At 34.8% G+C, this 24,965-nt stretch carries 19 protein-coding genes; all 19 read left to right on the plus strand.

Going from position 1 to position 24,965, the window contains the following annotated elements; translation table 11 throughout:
- Positions 1-11: 11 nt before the first annotated feature.
- The 19 genes from cshA (at position 12) to uvrB (ending at position 24,889) form a co-directional block, all read left to right on the plus strand.
- The gene (gene cshA, locus K5Q12_RS03310; protein WP_220742297.1) at positions 12-1,574 is read left to right on the plus strand and encodes a degradosome RNA helicase CshA; all 1,563 of its coding nucleotides are present in this window, start codon (positions 12-14) and stop codon (positions 1,572-1,574) included.
- Positions 1,575-1,686: 112 nt separating this feature from the next.
- The gene (locus K5Q12_RS03315) at positions 1,687-2,871 is read left to right on the plus strand and encodes a bifunctional folylpolyglutamate synthase/dihydrofolate synthase (protein WP_220742298.1); all 1,185 of its coding nucleotides are present in this window, start codon (positions 1,687-1,689) and stop codon (positions 2,869-2,871) included.
- Positions 2,868-4,262, plus strand: coding sequence for an MFS transporter (locus tag K5Q12_RS03320; RefSeq protein ID WP_220742299.1), 1,395 nt, complete (start codon positions 2,868-2,870; stop codon positions 4,260-4,262). The genes K5Q12_RS03315 and K5Q12_RS03320 overlap by 4 nt, the downstream gene beginning before the upstream one ends.
- A 28-nt stretch (positions 4,263-4,290) precedes the next feature.
- On the plus strand, positions 4,291-4,905 hold the full coding sequence (locus tag K5Q12_RS03325; RefSeq protein WP_220742300.1) for a JAB domain-containing protein: 615 nt from the start codon (positions 4,291-4,293) through the stop codon (positions 4,903-4,905).
- 126 nt (positions 4,906-5,031) lie between these two features.
- Positions 5,032-6,249, plus strand: coding sequence for a tRNA guanosine(34) transglycosylase Tgt (tgt, locus tag K5Q12_RS03330; protein WP_220742301.1), 1,218 nt, complete (start codon positions 5,032-5,034; stop codon positions 6,247-6,249).
- An 83-nt stretch (positions 6,250-6,332) separates the two neighbouring features.
- Positions 6,333-6,704: a preprotein translocase subunit YajC gene (gene yajC, locus K5Q12_RS03335; RefSeq protein ID WP_220742302.1), complete on the plus strand. Its 372-nt coding sequence runs from the start codon at positions 6,333-6,335 to the stop codon at positions 6,702-6,704.
- Positions 6,705-6,754: 50 nt separating this feature from the next.
- On the plus strand, positions 6,755-7,483 hold the full coding sequence (locus K5Q12_RS03340) for an alpha/beta fold hydrolase (RefSeq protein ID WP_220742303.1): 729 nt from the start codon (positions 6,755-6,757) through the stop codon (positions 7,481-7,483).
- Positions 7,480-10,047, plus strand: a complete 2,568-nt coding sequence (gene mprF / locus K5Q12_RS03345) for a bifunctional lysylphosphatidylglycerol flippase/synthetase MprF (RefSeq protein WP_220742304.1) — start codon at positions 7,480-7,482, stop codon at positions 10,045-10,047. Before K5Q12_RS03340 ends, mprF begins: the two co-directional genes overlap by 4 nt.
- Before the next feature lie 33 nt (positions 10,048-10,080).
- Positions 10,081-10,743 carry a YfbR-like 5'-deoxynucleotidase gene (locus K5Q12_RS03350; RefSeq protein WP_220742305.1) on the plus strand — a complete coding sequence of 221 codons (663 nt, stop codon included), beginning with the start codon at positions 10,081-10,083 and terminating at the stop codon, positions 10,741-10,743.
- A 17-nt stretch (positions 10,744-10,760) separates the two neighbouring features.
- Positions 10,761-11,255: an NUDIX domain-containing protein gene (locus tag K5Q12_RS03355; RefSeq protein WP_220742306.1), complete on the plus strand. Its 495-nt coding sequence runs from the start codon at positions 10,761-10,763 to the stop codon at positions 11,253-11,255.
- A gap of 63 nt (positions 11,256-11,318) precedes the next feature.
- Positions 11,319-13,301: an ABC transporter ATP-binding protein/permease gene (locus K5Q12_RS03360; RefSeq protein WP_220742307.1), complete on the plus strand. Its 1,983-nt coding sequence runs from the start codon at positions 11,319-11,321 to the stop codon at positions 13,299-13,301.
- Between the two features lie 110 nt (positions 13,302-13,411).
- Positions 13,412-15,136: an ABC transporter ATP-binding protein gene (locus tag K5Q12_RS03365; protein ID WP_220742308.1), complete on the plus strand. Its 1,725-nt coding sequence runs from the start codon at positions 13,412-13,414 to the stop codon at positions 15,134-15,136.
- Complete coding sequence (locus K5Q12_RS03370; protein ID WP_220742309.1) at positions 15,133-16,914, plus strand: ABC transporter ATP-binding protein; 1,782 nt, start codon at positions 15,133-15,135, stop codon at positions 16,912-16,914. Before K5Q12_RS03365 ends, K5Q12_RS03370 begins: the two co-directional genes overlap by 4 nt.
- 144 nt (positions 16,915-17,058) lie before the next feature.
- Positions 17,059-18,288: a glycosyltransferase family 4 protein gene (locus K5Q12_RS03375; RefSeq protein WP_220742310.1), complete on the plus strand. Its 1,230-nt coding sequence runs from the start codon at positions 17,059-17,061 to the stop codon at positions 18,286-18,288.
- Position 18,289: 1 nt separating this feature from the next.
- Positions 18,290-19,297: an LTA glycolipid anchor biosynthesis glycosyltransferase, IagA/BgsA family gene (locus K5Q12_RS03380; RefSeq protein WP_220742311.1), complete on the plus strand. Its 1,008-nt coding sequence runs from the start codon at positions 18,290-18,292 to the stop codon at positions 19,295-19,297.
- A gap of 28 nt (positions 19,298-19,325) precedes the next feature.
- The gene (locus K5Q12_RS03385) at positions 19,326-20,351 is read left to right on the plus strand and encodes a lysylphosphatidylglycerol synthase transmembrane domain-containing protein (RefSeq protein ID WP_220742312.1); all 1,026 of its coding nucleotides are present in this window, start codon (positions 19,326-19,328) and stop codon (positions 20,349-20,351) included.
- A gap of 3 nt (positions 20,352-20,354) precedes the next feature.
- Positions 20,355-20,621, plus strand: coding sequence for a DUF1797 family protein (locus K5Q12_RS03390; RefSeq protein WP_220742313.1), 267 nt, complete (start codon positions 20,355-20,357; stop codon positions 20,619-20,621).
- A 45-nt stretch (positions 20,622-20,666) separates the two neighbouring features.
- Positions 20,667-22,808 (plus strand): LTA synthase family protein, encoded by a 2,142-nt coding sequence (locus K5Q12_RS03395; RefSeq protein ID WP_220742314.1) that lies wholly within the window; start codon positions 20,667-20,669, stop codon positions 22,806-22,808.
- A gap of 68 nt (positions 22,809-22,876) precedes the next feature.
- Positions 22,877-24,889 carry an excinuclease ABC subunit UvrB gene (gene uvrB / locus K5Q12_RS03400; RefSeq protein ID WP_220742315.1) on the plus strand — a complete coding sequence of 671 codons (2,013 nt, stop codon included), beginning with the start codon at positions 22,877-22,879 and terminating at the stop codon, positions 24,887-24,889.
- Positions 24,890-24,965: the final 76 nt, after the last annotated feature.

Consider the following 24,965-nt stretch of genomic DNA (forward strand, 5'->3'; position numbering starts at 1 on the left):
GGAGAAAAATTTTGAAGTTTAGTGAATTAGGTTTATCACAAAATATCTTGGATTCAATTACAACACACGGGTATGTTGAAGCAACACCCATCCAAGAAAAAACAATTCCGCTAACATTATCTGGTAAGGATGTTATTGGACAGGCACAAACAGGAACTGGAAAAACAGCAGCGTTCGGGTTACCTATTCTAGAAAATATTGACTTAGACAACAAGAACATCCAAGCTGTTATTGTTTCACCAACACGTGAATTGGCTATTCAAACAGCTGATGAATTAAAGAAGTTGGGGCAAGACAAGCGTGTTGATGTTCAAGTTGTATTTGGTGGCGCCGATATTAGACGTCAAATTCAAAATTTGAAGTCTCATCCGCAAATTTTGGTGGGGACACCTGGTCGTTTATTAGACCATATTAACCGTAAGACAGTAAAAATTGATCATGTTAAAACATTAGTGTTAGATGAAGCTGATGAGATGTTAAATATGGGATTCTTGGATGATATTGAATCTATTATTAAAAACACACCTGCAGAGCGTCAAACATTACTTTTCTCAGCAACAATGCCACCTGCTATTAAACGCATTGGTGTCAAGTTTATGACTAATCCCGAACATATTCAAATTGAGGCCAAGGAGTTGACAACTGATTTAGTTGATCAATATTTTGTTCGCATGAGAGAGAATGAAAAGTTTGATACAATGACGCGCATTCTTGATGTTCAAGCACCTAAATTAGCAATTGTTTTTGGACGTACAAAGCGTCGTGTTGAAGAATTATCTAGAGGGCTTGAAGCACGTGGTTATCGTGCTGCAGGATTGCACGGTGATTTAACACAACAGATGCGTTCTCGTGTTCTCGCTCAGTTTAAGTCTCATGAAATCAATATTTTAGTAGCGACTGATGTTGCAGCGCGTGGATTAGATGTGAAAGATGTGAGTCACGTTTATAATTTTGATATTCCTCAAGACCCTGAATCATATGTACACCGTATTGGACGTACAGGACGTGCCGGAGCAGCAGGTGTTTCTGTAACATTTGTGGCACCTAATGAAATGGATTACTTACGTGCTGTCGAAGATTTGACAAAGAAACGCATGACCGCGCTTCAACCAGCTTCTCTTCAAGATGCACGTATTGGTAAAATTAAGAATGCAACTAGTGAAGTTCACAAAATTGTTAAAACAACGGATATTAGTGAAATTCAATCTGAAGTTGATAAATTGATTAATCAATACTCATCTGAACAATTAGCCGGGGCTTTATTAGCCTCAGTTGCAGATTTGGAAAAGCAAAATACACCAGTTGAAATTACCCGCGAACGACCATTACCACGCCGCAGAAATGGTAATGGGTCACGTAATGGTGGTGGCCGTGGTGGCGATCGCCGTAGCAATGGCGGTGGTTACCGTGGTGGTAATCGCGGAAATCATAGTGGTCGTGAGCGACGTGGCAACAGTGAGCGACGTTTTGGTGATTATAAGCGACGTGATGGACGTTCGACAGATCGTCGTTCATCTTCTAATACTGGTGCTTCTCGCCAAAAGCGTGAATTTACTGTTCGTGAAAAAGACTAAGCCTAATTATCAAATTAATCTTAATTTTAATCAAATAGTTACGATGAAACCGTTCAAACAACACTTTGAACGGTTTTTCATATTCGAGATAGAGGAGAAATAGTTTAAAATTATGATTTCGGTAGAAGAAGCTATTAATATGATTCATGCTCGTCCAAAAGGTGGGAAAAAAGAATCTTTATATCGCATGTTTACTCTTTTGGATGCGCTAGATCACCCACAAGAAAAATTGCCTCCCACTATTCATATAACAGGTACCAATGGTAAAGGGTCTGTTGCTACCATGACTAGTAATATTTTAAGAAATGCTGGCTATAAAACTGGATTATTCATATCACCATATATTGTAAATTTTAGAGAGCGGATTCAAATTAATAATGATATGATCAGCCAAAATGACTTAATCCACGCAACAGTTGAAGTATTTGATAAGCTGTCAGTAGTTGATGATGCATTGAAACCTGATATTCCAACCGAATTCGAAGTTTTGACTGCCATCATGATGACATATTTTGCTACGAAATCTTTAGATGCCTTAGTTATTGAAGTTGGAATTGGTGGACAGCTGGATTCAACTAATGTTATGAAAAACTCAAAAGTTGCAGTGATTACAAGTGTAGGACTAGATCATCAAGAAATTCTAGGTCGTTCAATAGAGGAGATTGCAGAACAAAAAGCTGGAATTATTCATGAAGGTATGTCTGTGGTTGTGGGTAATATACCTGCTGAAGCGAAGAAGGTTATTGAAAAACGATCAATTCACCCCTTAATAGAGGGGAAAAGTGGTATATATGATCCTGGATTGCCTGGTTCCTATCAGATTGAAAATACTGCTACTGCTGTTGCAGCAGTTACGGCATTTAATGCAAGTATTTCTCCTGAAATCATAAAAAAGGGCTTATTGGAAAGTAATTTCAATGCACGTTTTGAATTAATTAAGCCAAACGTGATGATTGATGGCGCACACAATGAACAAGGTCTGTTAAAGTTGGTTGAATCATTATCAGAGTATCGTCCTTTCGAAGGTAAAACAAAGACACTGATAATTGGTAGTTTGATGGACAAAAATGTTGTTAAGGCATTTGAAGAAATTATGTCAAAAAAAGACTTTCAAATGATATTAGTTCCTTTTATGGGACCTAATGGAAGACCTAGTTTAGATATAGAAAAAGTAGCCCAGAAATATAAAATTAGATCATATAAAAGTTGGCAGGAAGCTTATCAAAAAGTAAAAGACAATCCTGTTGTATTTACTGGGTCATTGTACTTTGTAAGTGAGGTGAGAGACAAACTATGAATAATATAACACTAGAAAAACAACTGACACCAAGATTAGTAATGAGTATTTTAGCCATAGGTTTGTTAGGATTTTCAGATATCATGCTAGAAACAGCATTGAATGTTAGCTTTCCAGTCTTAATGAAGCGTTTTAATATTTCGTCAAATTCAGTTCAATGGTTAACCTCGGGTGTTATTTTATTGACTAGTATCGTTGTGGTATTATCACCGTGGCTTAAAAAGAGATTTACAAATCGGAGTCAGTTTATTGTAGCCACGATTATTTCTTTGATTGGTGTATTAATTGATGCTACAAGTAATAATTTTAATTTAATTTTATTTGGTAGGCTACTACAGGGTATTGGTGGTGGTGTAGGAATGCCACTGATGTATAATGTGATTTTTGAACAGGTTCCTGAAAATAGGCGTGGTACAATGGTAGGATTAGGATCACTTATTATATCTTTTGCACCGGCACTCGGGCCAGCTTTTGGTGGTTATTTAACTCAAAACTATGGATGGCATATGGTTTTTTGGGTTGTATTACCTATTCAACTAGGATCATTGATTTTAGGTTGGTTTACGATTAAACAAGTTGCTGAAGTAACACATGAAAAATTAGATTGGGTTGGTTGGCTACTGTTGAGCTCATTTTTTGTCTCAGGTATATTTATGATTGAAAGATTTAGCACACACGGCTTGCTTAATTTATTGAGTTTATTGTTGATTGTTATCATGTGTATCAGTTTAGTAAGTTACGTTATATGGGGCAATAAAATTAGTCATCCCCTGATTAGCCCTGCAATATTTCGATTTAAAACATTTTCACTTAGTGTCATGGCTTCATTTATAACACAAGTTACTAACTTAACATTCAACTATACTATTCCAATGGTATTACAAATAGTATTAGTTAAAAACTCTCAAGTTGCGGGACTAACTTTGCTACCGGGTGCTTTAGGATATGCAATTATGGCAATTATTTCTGGTCGATTGTACGATCGTTTTAGCCCAAAAGTACCGATATATACAGGTATTGTACTTATGGTTTTTGGAACAATTATGATGGCTATATTACCAATAGGTGTGTTTAATATGATGGTTAGTTTTATGTTTGTGCAATTAGGTGCCGGTTTTTGGTTTGGTAATAACATGACACATGCTATTAGCCATGTACCAACTCAGTATCATAGTGCTGGTAATTCTATTTTTTCAGCGACCAATAATTATTCAGCAGCTGTTGGAATCGCACTAGCAGCAGGTATTATGACAATTTGTCAAAATAAAGGTTCATATATAACTGGCACACAGTTTGCTACATCATTGGTATTTCGATTAGACATTGCATTGATTTTTATTGCATCGCTACTATCATTGAGTGCCCTAAGGGTTGTTACGCAACGTCATTAATTACGTACTATCTCATTAGAGGTAGAGAATGACAATCAATAATCAAATTAAAAAATTTTATCAATTATTAGGGCACGAAGGCGATAAAAGTGTCAATGTGTTAAGACAACACTTCCCCAATGATTATGATTTAGCTGAAATAACGACTAATAGTGCTGAGGACTTTATCTTACAAAATCAATCGGTTAACAAGGCACTACTAGTTGCCATTGAAATAGGCCAAATGGTAGCATCAGTAACACGGCCAAAAATTTTGAATGCGAAATTTTCAGAAGAAATCGGCCGTTACGCACAACGACAATTAGGCCATTTACGTCAGGAACAGTTATGCATTGCATTACTTGATGCTCAGTTGAATGTGATTGGTTGGGAAACAGTATTTATAGGTAGTTTAATTCAAGTGCAGGCTTCACCACGTGAAATATTTCAACGGGTATTAAAAGCTAATGCTTTAGGTTTTATGATTATCCATAATCATCCCAGTGGTAATGTTATGCCATCTGAAGCCGATATTAATTTCAGTAGAAGATTAAATATTTTAGGAGAAGAGATGGCAGCGCCTATGTTTGACTCATTTGTTGTGACGCATGATAGTTATTGGAGCTTATCAGAAAATGGCCAACTGAAAGTAATTACTGCATAATGCTGTATAGTAGTTATCTTAATGTGCTTTCTTGATAAAACTGGTAAAATAAAAGAGATTAATTTAACTATAGAAAAGGAATATGATTAGTGCGATTTCTAGGCAACTAATCAATGCAATATATTTATGACAACAAATAAACCAGCAGTTTGGTATGAACATTTACACACCGAGAAATATACTGGGGCACGTCGTGGGAGGATTCATACTCCTCACGGTACTTTTGAAACCCCCATGTTTATGCCAGTCGGGACACAAGGGACAGTTAAAGGCGTTGGAACAAGAGAATTAAAAGAGATTGGATCGCAGTTCATTTTAAGTAATACTTATCATTTATGGGTGCGCCCTGGAGATGAGCTAATTGCTCAAGCTGGTGGGTTGCATAAATATATGGGTTGGGATCAAGCTATATTAACCGATTCAGGTGGTTTTCAGGTGTTTTCTTTATCAGATGCACGAAAACTAAAAGAAGAAGGTGTAACTTTTCAAAATCATGTTAACGGTGATAAGATGTTTTTATCACCTGAAGTGGCTATGCGCATTCAAAATAACTTAGGATCAGATGTGATGATGCAATTGGATGAAGCTATACCATACTTTGAAAGTTACCAGTATATTAAAGAATCAATGCAACGTTCTTTGCGGTGGGCTGATCGTGCTCAAATTGCTCATCGTAGCCCAGATAAGCAAGCCCTTTTTGGTATTGTTCAAGGTGCTGGTTTTAAAGCATTGAGAACAGAATCAGCAAAAGGGCTTGTAGGAATGGATTTACCAGGGTATGCAGTTGGTGGTTTATCAGTGGGTGAGTCAAAAATCGAAATGAACCGTGTGCTAGATTTTACAATGCCTTTGTTGCCAGAAAACAAGCCACGCTATTTAATGGGAGTTGCTGCTCCAGATTCGCTTATTGACGGTGTTATACGGGGTGTTGACATGTTTGATTCTGTGTTGCCGACGCGAATTGCACGTAAAGGTACTTTAATGACGAGATTTGGTCGTGTTGTTATAAAAAATTCGAAATATAAACATGATTTCACGCCACTTGATCCTGATTTGAGTTATTATTCCTCAAATAAAATACGGCATGAACAATTTGGTAATTTGGCACAGTTTGACAATCCTGAATATAATCCTTTTAACACGCTTACGCGATCATATTTACATCATTTGTTTAATGCAAACGAAATTTTAGGCGCTCAATTGGCTTCACAACATAATTTGAGATATTTACTTCAATTTATGGAAGATATGAGAATGGCTATTGAAAATGATGAATTGTTGGCATTTAGAGAGACTGTGATGGAGGAATATGGATATAATAAACCAAATGCCAGACTATTTTAAAACAAGCTAGTATTTTTTTGTTATAATTATATGGTATGAATTATTTTTATTCCCACGTATATTAAGAAAGCAGGAAAAATTTTATGAATTTGAATTTAATTCTCCCATTAATTTTAATTGTTGGTATGTTTTGGTTTATGGGACGCCAACAAAAGAAGCAGCGTGCTGCCCAAGAAGAACGTCAAAATAATTTGGCTAAGGGCGCCTCTGTAGTAACTATTGGTGGATTACATGCTGTCGTTGATGCTATAAATAAGGAAGATAAAACAGTTGATTTGGATGCTGAAGGTGTGATTTTAACTTTTGATATGGCGGCGATTCGTACTGTGTTACCTCAAGTTGAAAAGGCAAATGATGCAGTAGCAGTTGAAGATTTGAAACCTTTAGGCGATGAAGAAACTGTTGACAATAAAGAAACAATTACCTCTGATGCTGACAAGCCATCAGAAAAATAAGCGGTATAATTAAGAGAGCAATGGCTCTCTTTTTTTGAATGGAAAAATTTATGATAACACAGTCAATTAATGTTAAAGATGGTACAAAAATTGTATACGATGAGTACGCCAGTGAACATACAGAGACGCTCTTTTTACTCCACGGTAACGGTAGCTCAGCAAAATATTTTAAGCGACAAATTGCTGAATATATTAGTCATTTTCATGTTATAGCTATCGATACAAGAGGACATGGGCGTTCTAATAACGTTAAGAAAAGCATTGAAATCTTAGACATTGTCTCTGATATTGAGTGTTTGCGTGTCAAGCTAAATTTAAAACACATATCCATACTCGGTTATAGTGACGGTGCTAATATTGCAGTGAAGTATGCAACATTATACCCAAATCGGGTTATTCAAATGGTTTTGAATGCGCCCAACCTATCCAAAAAAGGAATATATCAGATTCTTTGGTGGTTGGATAGTATCGCACAATTTATAACGAAAGTACTAGCACCTATTAGCCACTATGCCGAACGTCGACATAAACAATTGCATGTTATGAGTGAGCCATTGAATATTTCTCGAAAAGACTTATTATTAATCAATTCTAGAACATTATTGGTAATTGGTAGTTTTGATTTAGTGAAACGCCGACATATTGAAAGAATTGCCGAATTAATACCGAACTCAGAAGTTATGATTATTCCTAGACATAGTCATTTTATAACTTATACTAACCCTAAAAAATTTAGTCAACTTGTTATGCCATATTTACTCAAAGGAATTTATCGATGAATAAAATCAAAAAAATTTTGTCACATTTAATTGTGCCAGCTGTAACCATTATCTTAATTAGTCAGTTAGTATTTATGACTAGAGAAATTACATGGGATATGATTCTAGAAACAATTGGGAACATCGCTTGGTGGCAGACCTCTCTGCTAATTGTTTTTGGATTTATGGCTATTGTACCTTCAATATTAAATGATTTCATACTGGCTCGGTGGCAAGAATATAAAATCAGTACTATTGAGTTAATACAGCGTTCTTGGCAAATCAATGTTTTTAATATTAATGCTGGATTTATTGGATTTGTGAGCATATTACTACGTAGAGTGTTCTTTTTCGATCAAGAAAAAAATAATCGAATCAAAACATTTGTACAAATGTATGTTATTGGTTTACTTGGATTATTAATCGCTAGCACGCTAGTTGGTATTGTTTGTTTTTTCGATATTGTGAAAGGGTTTGAAGATGACATTATTTGGTTTGTTGCAATTGTGATTCTTGCCCTAATTATATTTAGTATTTTACTCATTCCAAGAATCAACTTTTGGCAAGGTATGCGAGGTAGTGTGCTTAAAAAATTAGCTGGTGTATCGCTATTATCTTTTGTCATTCAAGCAATATTATTCATTACTATTGGATTGACTGTTGGGATTGATATAGATATCCCTGATATGGGCATTATTTTTACAATTGCTAGCGTTATTGCATTAATTACAATGACCCCTGGAACATGGGGATCATTTGATGTAGCAGTTTTAATTATTATGTCTGATATTGCAGTCGGACAAGATAAAGTTGTTGTTTGGTTAATATTGTATCGTCTGGTTTACAATATTATACCGTTATTATCAGCACTGATATTATTTGGATACCGTTTATCAAAGCAAATTAATGAAACTTATCGAGGGGTACCACACTATGTTGCGGGGGTTATCACTCATAAATTAACTACGGTAGCATTGTATATGACAGGTATTTTACTAGTATTATCAGGCACTATGCCAACGGTTGTAACACGTGTTGTTGTATTAAACAGTTTTAGATCTTGGCCAATTACGCATGCACTGGCTAATCAGTTACCTAATATTTTACTAGGTTTCCTATTATTAATTAGTGCTAGAGGAGTAGCTAACTGCGTTAAACGAGCTTATGATTCCACAATAGCATTATTAATGCTCATTATCATTTATGCGTTATTTGAATATCGTCACATTATACCAATGGTTTTTGTCAGTATTTTGCTAATTTTGTTTATTACTACGAAAAGAACATTATATCGTGAACAATTTATTTATGCTTGGGAAGAACAAGTTATTGACGGTATTATATGGGGAGCGCTAATTATTAGTTACCTGTTATTGGGAGTTATGAATGCGCCACTTATTAAACGCCATTTTAACCATTTTTATGAAACCAGTATGCTTCCTTCCATTCATTGGTGGATTATTGGTGTTGTTATTATAAGTGTGGTTTCATTGTTTAGCTTGATCTTATCAAAGTATCTTCGTGCACGGCAAAAAAAACTTGGGGAGCTTTTTGATGAAAAACGATTACAAAATTTGTTAACAGTTGGTGACACACATTATACAAATCTAGCTTTTTTGGGAGATAAAAGATTTTATTATTTCCAAGTTAATCAAGAAGACAAAGTAGGATTACAATTTAGAATAGTGAATAACAAGGCTATGGTTATGGGAGATCCGTTCGGAGATGTAGGCTATTTTTCAGAAGCAATGCAAGAATTTGTAGAAGAAGCAGACAAATTGAATTTCATACCGGTATTTTATGAAGTGAGTGAAAAAATTGCCATGCTAGCTCATGAATTCGGATATGATTTCTTTAAATTAGGGGAAGAAGCACAAGTCATTTTGGCCGAATTTTCAACTGCAGGCAAAAAAATGCAAAATGTTCGATCTGTCATTAACCAGTCAACGAGAGCAGGATTTTCTTTCAAAGTTTTGCAACCACCGTTCAATACCAATGTCATGAAACAGCTTAGTGATATTAGCCGTGAATGGCTTAATGGTCGAGAAGAAAAAGGCTACTCGTTGGGATTTTTTGATGAAAATTACATTCAACGATACCCTATCGCTATTTTATCAAAAGATGATCAAATTGAAGCTTATGCAACATTGGTAACATCTCATACGGAAAATCAAATGGCAGTTGATTTAATGCGATTTACTAAAAAAGCACCGAGCGGTGTAATGGACGTTTTATTCGTCAATACAATTAATTATGCTAAATCACTCGGTTTAGAAACATTAAATTTAGGCATGTCTCCACTGGCAAATGTTGGTCTTCATCGACAAAGTTTTGGGAGAGAAAAACTGGCAAATTTGGTATATCAATTTGGATCACGGGTTTATTCATTTGAAGGGTTACACCATTATAAAAATAAATTTACAAAAAACTGGGTGCCAATGTATATCGCCTACTCAAGAAAATCTTGGATTATTATGGTTATGATAGGATTATTAAAGATAGACAACAAAGGTGTTAATCATGCGCCTGAAGTTAAATTCCTGTATGATAAAGATAATGAAATTACTAAAGGAGAGGAGATATAACACATTAAATTAGTGTGTTATAAAAATAATTATATGCCAATGCATGAGTTTTTTATGGGAATGAATCAATTAGAATTAATTAATCGTGCCCCAGGTTTTTTTAAATATCAACCACATAACGTAGCAGCGCATTCTTGGAAAGTAACGCAAATAGCTCAATTTTTAGCGGATGTTGAGGAACAAAACGGTGCGACTATTAATTGGCAATCAGTTTATGAAAAAGCCTTGAATCATGACTACACAGAACGATTCATTGGCGACATTAAAACACCTGTTAAATATGCTACGTCGACCTTGCGCTCAATGTTAGCAGATGTTGAAGAGTCAATGACTGAAAATTTCATTAAAACAGAAATTCCAGTCCAATATCAGTCGGCATATACAAGGCGTCTTGGAGAGGGCAAAGATGATACCATCGAAGGCCAAATCCTATCTATTGCAGATAAGTTTGATTTAATGTACGAAGCGTATGGTGAATTAGAGAAGTTTAATCCTGAACCTGTTTTCGTCAACATATTCCAAAGTAGCCTAGAAGCTTTAGCAGAGTTTAAACATATGGCAAGCGTTAAATATATTGCCACAGATATTTTACCTGATCTTTTCTTGGAAAGTTTTATTCATAAAGATCAATTATATGATCTGGCAAAGAGCTTATTACCTGATTTTTATGAATCTCAGTGTAAATCAAATCAATAGAAGGGATTTAATCCATAATGGCAAAAAATTACATTGCTCGCATGCGAGAAAAGGTTGGACATGAAGGGATGATCTTTGTCTCGGCGTTTGGTGTCTTGTGGAATGAAGCACACGATGCGATTTTATTAGAAAAGCGTTGGGATTCAGATAAAGGATGGGGATTTCCTGGTGGCTATCTTGAATATGGTGATTCGCCTATGCAGGCTGTGATTAGAGAATTTAAGGAAGAAACAGGATTAGATGTGAAAGTTGAACGTATGTTGAGTTTAACAACACATTTAACGGGAAAAAATAGTTGGGGTGATGCACAAGAAACGATTGGTGTCGGTTTTGAGGTATCAAAGATAGGTGGTGAATTACAAAAAGACGGAACCGAAACTTTAGATTTAGCTTTTGTTCCGATAAATCCCGAACCAACCATGTTTGTCCCACAGGCTCAAGATACGTTGCATCGTATTTTAACTGAAAATGAACAAAGTCAACAGCCATGGTTCAGAGAAACAAGACAATAAATAATTTGTGTTATGATGATCTCACTTTATAATATGCGTATTCGAGAGGAAAGGTAAGTAACCTTGGCATTTTTAGAATTACAAAACATTAAAAAATCTTATTATTTAGGTAAGGAAGCATTTCCTGTTTTGAAAGGTATTGATTTATCATTTGAAAAAGGAGAATTTGTTTCAATTTTAGGTGAATCTGGTGGTGGAAAATCAACGTTGATGAATATCATCGGTGGCTTAGATCGTAATTTTGATGGTACGGTTTTAGTTGATGGTGATAAACTGGACCATACTCAGGAAAAAAAGTTAGATATTTATCGGCGAGAGACTGTTGGCTATATTTTTCAAAGTTTCAATTTAATAAATTATCAAACTAATCTGGAAAATGTCGAAACTAGTCTCAATATGACAGATTTGTCTAGCTCTGAACGTAAAAAGTATGCCGTTGAATTGCTTAATAAAGTAGGGCTAGGTGAACATGTTCATAAATATCCCTCTCAACTTTCAGGCGGTCAAAAACAACGTGTTGCAATCGCCAGAGCTTTGGCTTCCAATCCCGATATTATGATTGCTGATGAACCAACGGGTGCCTTAGATTCAGTAAACACATCAGAAGTTTTAGAGCTACTTAAGCAAATTGCTGAAGAAGGCAAGTTAGTCATTGTTGTCACGCATTCGCAAGCAGTCGCTGACTATGGTACACGTATTGTACATATGGCAGACGGTAAAATTGATGAGGAGAAGCAGTTAAAAGACAAATTTATTGTCCCTGAATCTCTCGATAAGTTTAAATCTAAACCATTAAAACAATCATCAATTTGGAATATGGCTTTTGATCATTTAAAATATAAAAAATTACAAAATGCATTAATTATTCTTGGATCAGCAATTGGTGTATTTTCAGTTATTTTATTTTTAGGATTAGGAAATGGCATAAAAGCTTACATAGCTGATCAAGTAAACGATTTAGTCAATCCTAATTATCAAACAGTTGTTCGAAACGTTACCAATGACACGAAGGCAAGCCCAGGACAACGTGTACAGGAAACAATGCGTGCAATGGCCACAGACTACAGCTCAACAACGATGAATGATTCGATGCTTAAACGGTTATCTGAAGTTAAGGGTGTAGATAATGTTTATGCTGGTGGACGTTTCAACAATACCGTATTTACCTATGGTAATGTTAAGTCACAACCTTTCCAGTTACAGTCTTGGACACCACAATACTCTGAAAAAACCATTAAGAATGGACATCGCCCTGGAAATGGTGAAATTGTTATTGATAAGGACTTTGCAAAAAAAATACAGTCTAATTATTCTGACTTAATTGGCAAAACAATTTCATTTAGTTATGTTGCGTTTGATCAAAATAATAGACCAGTGCCTATTGTGACTTCAGCTAAAATAGCTGGTATTACAGATGGTGGACAGTCTGGTGCGCTGTTTATTCAAAACTGGTCAACAATACAAGGTGATTTGAAAAAGAGTGGTGCTGTTACTGATGCTAATTATACTTCCGTCGAAATTAAAGACACTAAAGAAGTTAAAGCAACTATGAAACGTATTAATCAAGTTAAAAATAATGGGATGCAAGAATTTGCTGGGGTCTCATTGGACGATATTCTTAGCACAATTAATACAATAACTAGCTTGGCCTCATATGTATTAGCAGCCATTGCGGGTATTTCATTGCTTGTATCAGCCATCATGATTATTGTAACAACGTATATGTCTGTTTCAGAACGTACACGTGAAATCGGTGTACTCAGAGCCTTAGGTGCTCGTGCTAAAGATATTCGTGGGTTATTTACTAATGAGGCACTTTTAATTGGAATGATTTCAGCAGTTGTTGGGATTGTTTTAGCTTATGGTGCTCAAATCGCCATGAATTTAGCATTGAAAAGTTTAATTCATTTTGATATTGTACGTGTCTCGATTGGGAATGTTATATTTGCGGTGGTTATTTCAATTATAATTGCCTTAGTTGCGAGCTTTGTTCCTTCACGGCGTGCAGCCAAGCTAAATACAATTGATGCGTTAGCAGCAGATTAATGAAAAGTGCAGTTCTCTGCACTTTTTTTGTGTTATAGTTTACTTTATAAATCAGATGTCAGATTTATAAAGTAAACATTATGACATCAAAACACATGATAGAGGATATTATGCAAATTTTAAAAGAGCAAGCTAAACCATATCGTAGAGACATATTCTTTTCTATTTTAGCCGTTGTTATTATGTCGGGGGCAGCACTTTGGCAACCCAAATTATTACAATATGTGATGACAGCAATTATTAATAACGATAAAAACGATGTCACAATATATGGTGTTGAATTAATCTCATTAGCAATAATTGGGTTGATTGCTGGTGTGACTAATACAATTTTTGCTGCTAAGATATCCCAAGGTATTGCGGCTGATCTGAGAGAACGTCAGTATAAAAAAATACAATCTTTTTCATTTGGAAATGTTGAACAGTTTTCAGCTGGAAATCTTGTCGTTAGAATGACTAATGATGTTAACCAAGTGCAACAATTGGTAATGACACTTTTGCAAACTTTGACACGGATACCTATCTTATTTATCGGCTCATTTATACTAGCTATTTTAACTATACCTAGACTATGGTGGATTGTGGTCTTGATGATTGTTTTAATTGTATTATCATCTCAAATGATCTTTAAACGAATGGGTAAGTATTTTGGTAGGATACAAAAGTTAATTGACAAAACAAATACTTTAGCTAAAGAGAACCTACAGGGTGTTCGTGTTGTGAAGTCATTTAATCAAGAAGACAATGAAATTAAACGTTTTGTTGATAATTCTAATGATTTGACTGCAACGACAACAATGATTGGTTATTTATTTTCTACTCTAATCCCGATGTTTATGTTGATTTCTTATATTGGTATTGGAACGGCCATCTATTTTGTTGGTCAAGGAGTTGTTAATCACCCTAGTGATTTAGCTGCCATCACATCTTTTATTTCCTATTTAATGCAGATTTTGTTTGCTTTCATGATTGGAGGATTGACCTCCACTTTTGCTTCAAGAGGTTTTATTTCAATTGGACGTATTAAAGAAGTTCTAGATACAAAAATTGATTTATCATATGATATTAATGCCGAAAAAACGGACTTAAAAGGCTCCATTTCATTTAAGAATGTTACTTTTAATTATCCAAACGATGATTTACCTTCTTTAAAAAATATTTCATTTGATATTGAGCCGGGAGAAATGATTGGTATTGTTGGTGCTACAGGATCCGGTAAATCAACTCTGGCACAATTGATTCCTAGATTGTATGATCCTTCTGAAGGCGAAGTATTTGTAAGCGGTATTAATCTTAAATCAATTAATGAAGATGCTCTTCGGGAAACTGTCTCTTATGTCTTACAAAAAAGTATTTTGTTTAGCGGACGTATCTCAGACAATATACGTCAGGGGAAAAAAGATGCAACACAAGAAGAAATTAGAAAGGCAGCAGATATTGCCCAAGCCACAGAATTTATTGAGCAATATGAAGATGGGTTTGAGCATATGGTTGAAGAAAGATCAGCTAATTTGTCAGGAGGACAAAAGCAGAGGCTATCAATAGCACGAGGGGTCGTTGGACGTCCTAAAATTTTAATATTAGATGATTCAACCTCGGCTCTTGATGCCAAGTCTGAAGTTAAAGTTCGAGAAGCAATTAATAAAGAACTAAAAGGGACAACGACAATTGTTATTGCTGAGAAAATTAGTTCTGTGATTCATGCTAATCGTATTTTGGTTTTAGATAAAGGTGAATTAGTTGGTATTGGATCTCACCAAGAATTGTTACAAACATCGACAATTTATGCAGAAATTTACCAAACTCAAAAAGCAAAAGGGGATAAGGAAAGATGAGAGATTTAACACGGGCTTTCAATTATTTCTCCAGATATCTTAGACGTTACTGGTTAGGATTAAGTTTTACAGTTGCTATAACAGCAATATCTACTTTTTTTCAGGTACAAGCACCCATATATATGGGAAAGGCAATTACTGACCTATCGGTTTTTTTAGGACAATATTTTAATCCAAATACTCGTCCAATGGCTAGCAAAGAACCTTTTTATCATGCATTAGAAGCTATGATGCTATTCTTTTTATTGACGGCAATCACAATGCTGATTTCTAGTTTCTTATCTTCCAGAATATCTGCTCAAACTTCTGGTCAAATGCGTATTGGATTATTTCGCAAGTTGCAAAAAATGACAATTAAATATTTTGATACACATAGAGATGGACAAATTTTATCTTTGTTCACGTCAGATTTAGACAATATTTTCAACGCTATGAATCAAGCTATTTTTCAGTTAGTCTCACAATTAGCATTATTTATTGGCGTTATTTGGATGATGTTTAATCAGAATATACATTTGGCATTGGTTACGATGGCATCAACCCCTTTTGCAATTGTCATAGCATGGTTTGTTATATCTCATGCTCGCTTTTTTATTAATTTACAGCAAGATGCTATTGGAGAAATGAATGGTTATATTAATGAACAAGTTAATGGCGAAGCAATCATTATTACGCAAGGTTTACAAAAAAAATCGATAGTAGGCTTTCAGCCGTACAATGAAAAGGTGAGACAAGCAACGTTTAAGGGTCAAGTATACTCTGGTGTATTATTCCCACTAATGCAAGGTTTATCATTGCTTAATTTAGCTATAGTCATTTTCTTTGGTTCTTGGCTTGTAGTAAATAATAGTCTAAGTGCCGGTACGGGACTTGGTTTGATTGTTGTTTTTGTCAATTATTCTCAACAGTATTATCAACCCATTACTCAGGTTACCTCAATATATAATATGCTACAGTTAGCCATAACAGGTGCTAGAAGATTATCTGATGTACATGACCAAGGCGAAGAAATGAGTCCTGAAAAAGGTATAAAATTAGATAAATTGAAAGATGGTGTGAAACTAGAAAATATTGATTTTGGATATAATAATCATCAATTGATACTTCATGATGTCACTATTGATGTTAAAAAAGGCGAAATGGTTGCGCTTGTAGGTCCTACTGGATCAGGTAAAACAACAGTAATGAATTTGTTGAATCGTTTTTACGATGTTGATTCTGGGACAGTCAAATTTGATGATACTGACGTACGTCAATTTGATTTAAAATCGTTGCGAAATAATGTAGGCATTGTGTTACAAGATGCTATCTTATTTAGTGGTACAGTAGCAGATAATATCAAATTTGGACAGCCAAATGCTAGTAATGATGCCATGATATCTGCAGCAAAACAAGCAAATATACATGACTTTATTATGAGTTTACCTGATAAATATGAGACCATGGTTAATGATGAAAGTTCAGTTTTCTCAACAGGACAAAAACAGTTGCTCTCTATAGCTAGGACTATATTGACTGATCCTGATTTCTTAATTCTTGATGAAGCAACTTCCAATGTTGATACAGTTACTGAATCTAGAATACAAGCTGCAATGGACAATGTGATTGCGGGACGGACAAGTTTTGTGATTGCACACCGTTTGAAAACTATTTTAGGTGCTGACAAAATAGTAGTATTGAAAAATGGACGTGTAATTGAACAAGGATCACACGATGCGTTAGTAAAAGAGAATGGATTCTATGCAGAGTTATACCACAATCAAATGGTATTTGAATAAAAAGGTTCTCCCATTATGGGAGAACCTTTTTATTGTTTATATCGAGGCACAGATGAGGTGTTCAAACAATCTGTGATATAATACTAATATTGCCATTCCTTGGCGTATAAATTTTTAATGTCTATATAATTTTTGGAGGAGACAATGAATATTGGCCTTTTCACGGATACGTATTTTCCACAAGTAAGTGGTGTTGCGACTTCGATTAAAACGCTAAAAGATGCCCTTGAAGCGCAAGGACATCAAGTGTATATTTTCACTTCTACCGATCCAAAAGTATCAAAAAATCAATTTGAACCACATATTTATAGATTTTCAAGTGTACCTTATGTTGGGTTCAAGGACAGGCGCTTGGCATTTCGAGGTTTAATTCAAGCTGTGGAAATTGCTAAGTCAGTAAACTTGGATATTGTACATACACAAACAGAATTCTCATTAGGATTGCTTGGTAAATTTGTTGCACGACAATTAAAAATTCCTGCCGTACATACTTACCACACCATGTATGAGGACTACACACACTATGTTGCCAAAGGCTTATTGATTGGTGCTAAAGGTGTTGGCACGATTATGAAAGCCTATATGATGGGAATGTCTGGGGTTATTGCGCCATCTCAATTAGTGCAAGAGACACTGTTGAAATATGGTGTTAAATCACCTATTCGAATTATTCCAACGGGTATTTCGTTACCAGATACGAATGCATCCAATAATGATTTAAGACACAAATTTGGATTTACAGAAACACAACCCATTATTTTATCGTTAGGTAGACTGGCTTTTGAAAAAAACATTGCTCTGACGATATCAGCTTTTTCAGAATTACGCCAACAATATCCAGAAGCGCGTCTTGTAATAGCAGGTGATGGACCTGCTAGAAAATCACTGGAGGAACAGGTTTCGGAACTTTCTTTAACTGAGCAAGTTGTGTTTACTGGTATGGTTGATCACGAATCAATTGCTGATTATTACAAAATGAGTAATGTTTTTGTGAGCTCATCAGATACAGAAACCCAAGGGTTAACGTTTATAGAAGCAATGGCATCTAATAGGCCATTTGTGGCGATACATTCTCCTTATTTAGATAATTTAGTCGATAACGAGGCGATTGGTACACTGGTATCAGATTATGACGAACTTTTATCTGGTATCAAAAAATATCTATTGCGACCATTAACTGACATGGATAAAAAAATTCGAGATATGAAAATGAAAGACGTAGATGCTAATACATTTGCTAGTCGTGTGCTAAATTTTTACGAATTTGTATTGTCGGAGCATCATCAGCCAGATGATGCAGGCGATGACTATCCGACAGATGATGAAGTGGGATATATGAAAAGGATTTTACGCAATCCATTTAGGAGAAATTAAGTTGAAAGTATTGCTTTATTTTGAAAATCAAAAATGGATTGCTAAGTCGGGTATTGGTAGAGCATTGAAGTTACAAAAAGCTGCTTTAGCATATACAGATGTAGAAGTTACAACTGATCCAAAGTCAACAGATTATGACATTTTGCATATTAACACCTATGGTATTAATAGTCACCATATGGTTGATAAGGCACATAAAATGAATAAAAAAGTTATTTATCATGGGCACTCAACTTATGAAGATTTCCGTAATTCGTTTACTGGATCTAATACAATAGCACCATTATTTAAAAAATATCTCGTCTCACTTTATAGAAAAGCTGATGCTATTATTACACCAACACCATATTCTAAACAGTTGTTAAGAGGGTACCGTTTAACACAACCTATTTTTCCAATTTCGAATGGTATCTTACTTGAAAAGTACCAGTCTAATAATGATAAGGTAGCTAAATTCCGAGAATACTTTGATTTATCAAAAGATCAAAAAGTTGTTATGAGTGTAGGACTTTTTTTTGAAAGAAAAGGAATATTAGATTTTGTAGCATTAGCTGAAAAACATCCAGAATACGTGTTTATTTGGTTTGGTTATACCGATTTGCGTTTGGTACCAAAAAAAATTAGTCGGTTAATTAAAGGCAATCATCCACGTAATTTAATTTTTCCGGGATATATTACAGGGGATGTTATTCAGGGTGCTTATCAAGGCGCTGATCTTTTCTTGTATCCATCCTTTGAAGAAACAGAAGGCATTGTTGTATTAGAAGCATTGGCTTCTAAACAAAATGTTTTGCTTAGAGATATTCCAGTGTACAGTAATTGGCTTATTGATGGTGTGAACTGTTACAAGGCTTCAAGTTTTGAGACATTTGAAGAAAAAATGGTTAGCCTATTAAATAATCAATTGCCTAAAGTTAATGAATCAGGATATCAACTTGCAGTTGAACGTAATTTGCCAGCAATAGGACAGCAACTGTCAACAGTATATCGCTCAGTTCTAGAAAGTTAAGGCATGATTTTATTAAGGAGTCAGAAATATGTCAAAAACTGATAAGATTTCTGCCATTGTAGTGATTGTTCTTACTGCAGCAGTTGTCTATTTTTTAACAACTGAATTGTACGGAAAAGGTCATGAACTTAAAATAGCATTAGAACATCTTGATTGGCGATGGTTAATTTTAGGGTTAATCATGATGATTATGTCTTTGTTTTTAGAGTCAGCAGCAACTTATACTATGCTTAATAAAAAAGATAGACACGAAACATCTATTGTTTCGCTTCTACGTGTTCCTTTACTAAATCAATTAGGAACAGGACTTACACCGTTTGCTACTGGTGGGCAACCAGCTCAACTGTTTGGTTTAGCTAGATCAGGAGTTGAGTCTGGACGTGCACTCTCAGTTATACTAATGAAATTTTTGGTTTACCAAGTGGTTGTGGTTATTTTTTTCATTATTGCATACTTTGCAGCCGATCAATTTATTTATGCGCAGGTTGACCCAACCTTTGCAACATTTATTCCATTTGCAATTACAATTCATGCTATTGTGATTGTTGGTATTGCGCTCGTAATGTTTTGGCCAGCCCTTACGGTGAAATTAGTCGATGTTATTGCACCATTATTTGGTAAAATATTATCTAAGCATCGCTTTGATAAAATAATAACAACAATTAAACAAAAAATTGCTAATTTTCATGAAGAATCGCGACGTGTGATTAGTAGTTGGGAAGCATTAGTAGGTGCAACTTTTTTTACTATTTTACAACTACTTGTTTTTTATATGATTCCTTATTTTGTAATTAGAGCTTTTGGTTATGAAAGCGTTAATCCGTGGCTAATTGTAACAATGAACATTATGATTGTAATGGTCATTTCATTATTTCCGATTCCAGGAGGCGTGGGTGGTGCAGAATTAAGTTTTCAGTTACTATTTTCACCGTTTGTTAAAAATCCCGCGACATTAATTTTAGTCATTCTTATTTGGCGTTTGATTACCTATTACTTTGGTTTGTTTGCCGGAATTATCGCTTATATTATACCTGCAAGACGAGTAAAGAGGTGACGTATGAAAATATCAGAAACACAGCAATTAACAGATCTTAACAAAATATTAAATCGCTTACGAGCTATGGTTGATTCAACAGATAGTCAATTTCAAACAAGAAGTTTTGATGCGTTTGGTATTGAAGCTCTAAGTGTTGATTATGATCAGTTAACTAAAATATGGACGATACATGAACATCGACAGTCCAAAAATTTCCAATTTGATAATGTCGACTTAGTAGCAATTGAAATATATGATATCTTACATGATTTTAATTTGATTTTCTAAGAGTATCTTTGTATAACTAGTTAAATATGTTTGAAAGAAAAGATTATGCTAAACTTCTTAAAAAAAATACCTAGCCCTAAATTAATTTGGCAAAAAATAAAACAAACAATGGATACTTCAGCACCGTTAGTTTGGTTTTTTGTACTTAACGTTATTTTGGTTTGGTTTAAGACATTTGTCAATTATCATATGAATTTTAACTTGGGTGCTGAGGGTGCGATTCAACAATTTTTACTATTTTTAAATCCAATTCCAACTGCGATTATATTTTTGAGTATTGCACTTTATTTTAGGGGCGCCTTGAGCTATTGGATTGCTATATTATTTAATGCAATTCAATCCTTGTGGTTGTTTTCAAATATGTTATATTATCGGGAGTTTTCGGACTTTTTATCGATGGGTATTTTGAGTTCTGGTAGCTCAACTGGCAATAATTTAGGAAAATCTATAGCTGCTATCATCCATTGGTCTGATTACTTAATTTTTTTGGATATCATTATTTTGATTGGGTTAGTTATTTTTAAACAACTAACAATTGATCGTAAAGGAGTACAAAAAAAGTTTGCGGTGTTAACAACAGTTTTAGGAGTTGTTTTGATGCTGGTAGATTACGGCATAGCTTCCTCAGATCGTTCAGGTTTGTTGACACGTTCCTTTGATAATAATTATATTGTTAAATATCTTGGCTTGAATGAATATGCTGCGTTTAACGCTGTTCAAACATATAATCAAACAGAAAGTCGAAAAAGGGCTAAACCAGCTGATTTAGATAAAATTAAGCAGTTTGTGTCAACACAAAAATTACCTGACAACATTCAGTATTATGGCACACAAAAAGGTAAAAATGTTTTTATGATTCATTTAGAATCATTCCAACAATTTTTAATTGATTACAAAGTAGATGGTCAAGAAGTAACGCCTAACTTAAATAAGTTCTATCATGATCAAAGTACGCTTAGTTTTGACAACTTTTATAATCAAGTTGGCCAAGGTAAAACATCAGATGCTGAAATGATGCAAGAAAATTCCCTTTTTGGATTAGCAACTGGTTCAGCCATGGTTAAATATGGGACAAACAATACTTTTGAATCTTTACCAGCCATTTTGAATCAACGTGGCTATACTAGTGCTGCTTTTCATGGGGATGTAGCCAGTTTTTGGAATAGAGACAATACTTATAAATCTTTTGGGTACAATTATTTCTTTTCTAAAGCATATTATCCTAATGCCAATAAACCCAATTTTAATGTTGGGTATGGGTTGAAAGATAAAATTTTCCTACAAGATAGTGCAAAATATATTGAACAACTACCGCAGCCATTTTATGCAAAATTAATTACTGTCACTAATCATTATCCCTATGATTTAGATAAAGAAAATATTGATTTTCCTGCGACTAAAACAGGAGATAACACTGTTGATGGGTATGTGCAAACTGCGCATTATTTAGATTCGGCATTTGCTGAGCTAATGGATTATCTTAAAAAAGCAGGACTTTATGATAACTCTGTCTTTGTATTATACGGGGATCATTATGGTATTTCTGAAAATCATCAACCAGCGATTGCGCAACTACTAGGTAAAGATAAAGTTACTAATTATGATTTGGCACAGTTTCAAAAAGTACCATTTATGATTCATGCTAACAATTTAAAAGGTGGCATTAATCATACTTATGGTGGTGAAATTGATATGTTACCAACATTATTGGATTTGTTGGGTGTACCAGATGATAACATGACGATGTTTGGACAAGATTTATTATCACCAAAATATCAAGGCGTAGTTGCCATGCGTGATGGTGATTGGATAACGCCACAGTATATGAAATTTAACAATCAGTATTTTAATACGCAAAGTGGAGAGCAAGAAATATTAAATGATAATAGTGACTTGAAACAAGTAGCCACTAAAACACAATCTTATGTCGATAAAGTGTTAAGTTATTCTGATGCCGTCATTACTGGTGACTTATTACGTTTCGATAAAAATCGTTCAGATTTTAATGCGGTTAATAAAAAGAGTTTTGATTATAAGAAAACTTCAGGGTTAGCACAATTAAAAGCAGCTCAAGAAAGTAATCCATCAAGTATCTTGGCCCAAAATAAAGGACAGTCTACATTAGGAATGTATAAAACTGATGCACCGGAATTGTCTAACAATCACAACAATAACACTAGTAAATAAAACGAACAAACATTAGAACGTTTGTTCGTTTTATTGTATAATGGAAAAAAGTGAAAAGGAAGAATCCAATGCGTGAAAAAGTTGCAACTCAAGAATTTGATCTTGTTTCAAAATATCAGCCAACTGGTGATCAACCGCAAGCTATTAATCAGTTAGTCAGAGGGATTAATGCAGGCGTAAAAGAACAAATACTGTTAGGTGCAACTGGAACGGGCAAAACTTTCACAATTTCAAATGTGATTAAGAACGTGAAAAAGCCAACATTAGTGTTGAGTCATAATAAAACACTGGCTGGTCAATTATACAGTGAGCTGAAAGAATTTTTTCCAAATAATGCTGTTGAGTATTTTGTTTCTTATTATGATTATTATCAACCAGAAGCCTATGTTCCAAGCTCTGACACTTTTATTGAAAAAGATTCTGCTGTTAATGATGAGATAGATCAACTACGTAATTCAGCAACTAGTTCTTTGTTATCTAGGCGTGATGTTATCGTTGTTGCATCAGTCAGCTCAATTTTTGGGTTGGGAGATCCGCATCAATACCAAGAACACGTCATTAATTTACGTATAGGAAACGAATATGGGCGAGATCAGCTAATGAAAGATCTGATTAATGTCCAATTTATAAGAAACGACATTGATTTCCATCGTGGTAGTTTTCGTGTTCGTGGTGATGTTGTAGAGATTTTTCCAGCATCAGAAGATGAGTTGGCGTTACGGGTTGAGTTTTTTGGTGACGAAATTGATCGGATTCGAGAAATTAATTCGTTAACCGGGGAAACAATATCTGAGCGTGAGTTCGTTTCCATATATCCTGCTAAGCATTTTATGACGGATGATGATCAAATGACATATGCGTTGTCTGGTATTAGGCAAGAAATGTCTGATCAGGTGGCTAAATTTGAATCTGAAGGTAAACTAATTGAAGCACAGAGAATTAAACAACGTACCGAATATGATTTAGCAATGCTTGAAGAAATGGGATTCGTTGGAGGAATTGAAAACTATTCACGATGGATGGATGGTCGCCAACCTGGTGAAGCACCGTTTACTTTGCTCGATTTTTTTCCAAAAGACTATATGATTATTGTAGATGAAAGTCACGTTACTATGCCTCAAGTTAGAGGTATGTTTAATGGCGACAAAGCAAGGAAAGAAACGTTAGTAAATTATGGATTTCGGCTGCCCTCTGCGTTAGATAACCGACCACTTAAATTACCAGAATTTGAAAAGCATGTCAATCAAATTATTTATATGTCAGCAACACCAGGTGATTATGAAACTGAACGTGTTTCTGAGGAACATGTTGCTCAACAAATAATCAGACCGACTGGATTATTAGATCCTGAAGTTGAGGTTAGACCAGTCATGGGGCAGATTGATGATTTAGTTGGTGAAATTAATAAACGAGCCAGTCAGGATGAACGTGTTTTCATTACTACGTTAACGAAACGTATGGCCGAAGATCTGACTGATTATTTAAAAAATATCGGTATTAAAGTAGCCTATCTGCATGCTGATATTAAAACGTTAGAGCGAACAGAAATTATTCGAGATTTGCGTTTGGGAAAATATGATGTTCTAATTGGGATTAATTTGCTACGAGAAGGTATTGATGTGCCAGAGGTGTCCTTAGTAGCCATTTTAGATGCAGATAAGGAAGGGTTCCTACGTAATCCGCGTTCATTGATTCAAACTGTCGGACGTGCTGCTCGTAATTCTAATGGGCATGTTATCATGTACGCTGATAACATAACTCGTTCAATGCAGATAGCAATTGATGAAACTGCACGGCGCCGAGAGATACAAATAAAATATAACGTTGATCATAGCATTACCCCAACGACAATTAAGAAAGATATTAGAAATCTAATATCTGTCAGAACAAAGAGTGGTGATGAATCTAAGCCAATAGATTTAACTGAAATTGCATTTAGAGATTTACCAAAGGATGAGCAAGGCGCAATTCTCAAAAATCTTGAGAGTCAAATGAAAGCAGCAGCTAAAGCATTAGATTTTGAAGAAGCAGCACAGTTAAGAGATAATGTTATGGCTCTAAAAGCGACAATTTCCAAATAATTTTTATTTCGAATAATTAAATGAGTTCATTTTGGTTTGTATTAAAAATAATAATCAAAGGTTGAAAGTGAAATAA

This window comes from Leuconostoc palmae, assembly GCF_019656075.1.
Classification (GTDB): Bacteria; Bacillota; Bacilli; order Lactobacillales; family Lactobacillaceae; genus Leuconostoc; species Leuconostoc palmae.

Excerpts from the sequence above, each read along its gene's own strand:
- K5Q12_RS03315 (WP_220742298.1), top strand. The coding sequence starts at position 1,687 with ATGATTTCGGTAGAAGAAGCTATTAATATGATTCATGCTCGTCCAAAA.
- K5Q12_RS03320 (WP_220742299.1), top strand. The coding sequence starts at position 2,868 with ATGAATAATATAACACTAGAAAAACAACTGACACCAAGATTAGTAATG.
- K5Q12_RS03325 (WP_220742300.1), top strand. The coding sequence starts at position 4,291 with ATGACAATCAATAATCAAATTAAAAAATTTTATCAATTATTAGGGCAC.
- tgt (WP_220742301.1), top strand. The coding sequence starts at position 5,032 with ATGACAACAAATAAACCAGCAGTTTGGTATGAACATTTACACACCGAG.
- yajC (WP_220742302.1), top strand. The coding sequence starts at position 6,333 with ATGAATTTGAATTTAATTCTCCCATTAATTTTAATTGTTGGTATGTTT.
- K5Q12_RS03340 (WP_220742303.1), top strand. The coding sequence starts at position 6,755 with ATGATAACACAGTCAATTAATGTTAAAGATGGTACAAAAATTGTATAC.
- mprF (WP_220742304.1), top strand. The coding sequence starts at position 7,480 with ATGAATAAAATCAAAAAAATTTTGTCACATTTAATTGTGCCAGCTGTA.
- K5Q12_RS03350 (WP_220742305.1), top strand. The coding sequence starts at position 10,081 with ATGCCAATGCATGAGTTTTTTATGGGAATGAATCAATTAGAATTAATT.
- K5Q12_RS03355 (WP_220742306.1), top strand. The coding sequence starts at position 10,761 with ATGGCAAAAAATTACATTGCTCGCATGCGAGAAAAGGTTGGACATGAA.
- K5Q12_RS03365 (WP_220742308.1), top strand. The coding sequence starts at position 13,412 with ATGCAAATTTTAAAAGAGCAAGCTAAACCATATCGTAGAGACATATTC.
- K5Q12_RS03370 (WP_220742309.1), top strand. The coding sequence starts at position 15,133 with ATGAGAGATTTAACACGGGCTTTCAATTATTTCTCCAGATATCTTAGA.
- K5Q12_RS03375 (WP_220742310.1), top strand. The coding sequence starts at position 17,059 with ATGAATATTGGCCTTTTCACGGATACGTATTTTCCACAAGTAAGTGGT.
- K5Q12_RS03385 (WP_220742312.1), top strand. The coding sequence starts at position 19,326 with ATGTCAAAAACTGATAAGATTTCTGCCATTGTAGTGATTGTTCTTACT.
- K5Q12_RS03390 (WP_220742313.1), top strand. The coding sequence starts at position 20,355 with ATGAAAATATCAGAAACACAGCAATTAACAGATCTTAACAAAATATTA.
- K5Q12_RS03395 (WP_220742314.1), top strand. The coding sequence starts at position 20,667 with ATGCTAAACTTCTTAAAAAAAATACCTAGCCCTAAATTAATTTGGCAA.
- uvrB (WP_220742315.1), top strand. The coding sequence starts at position 22,877 with ATGCGTGAAAAAGTTGCAACTCAAGAATTTGATCTTGTTTCAAAATAT.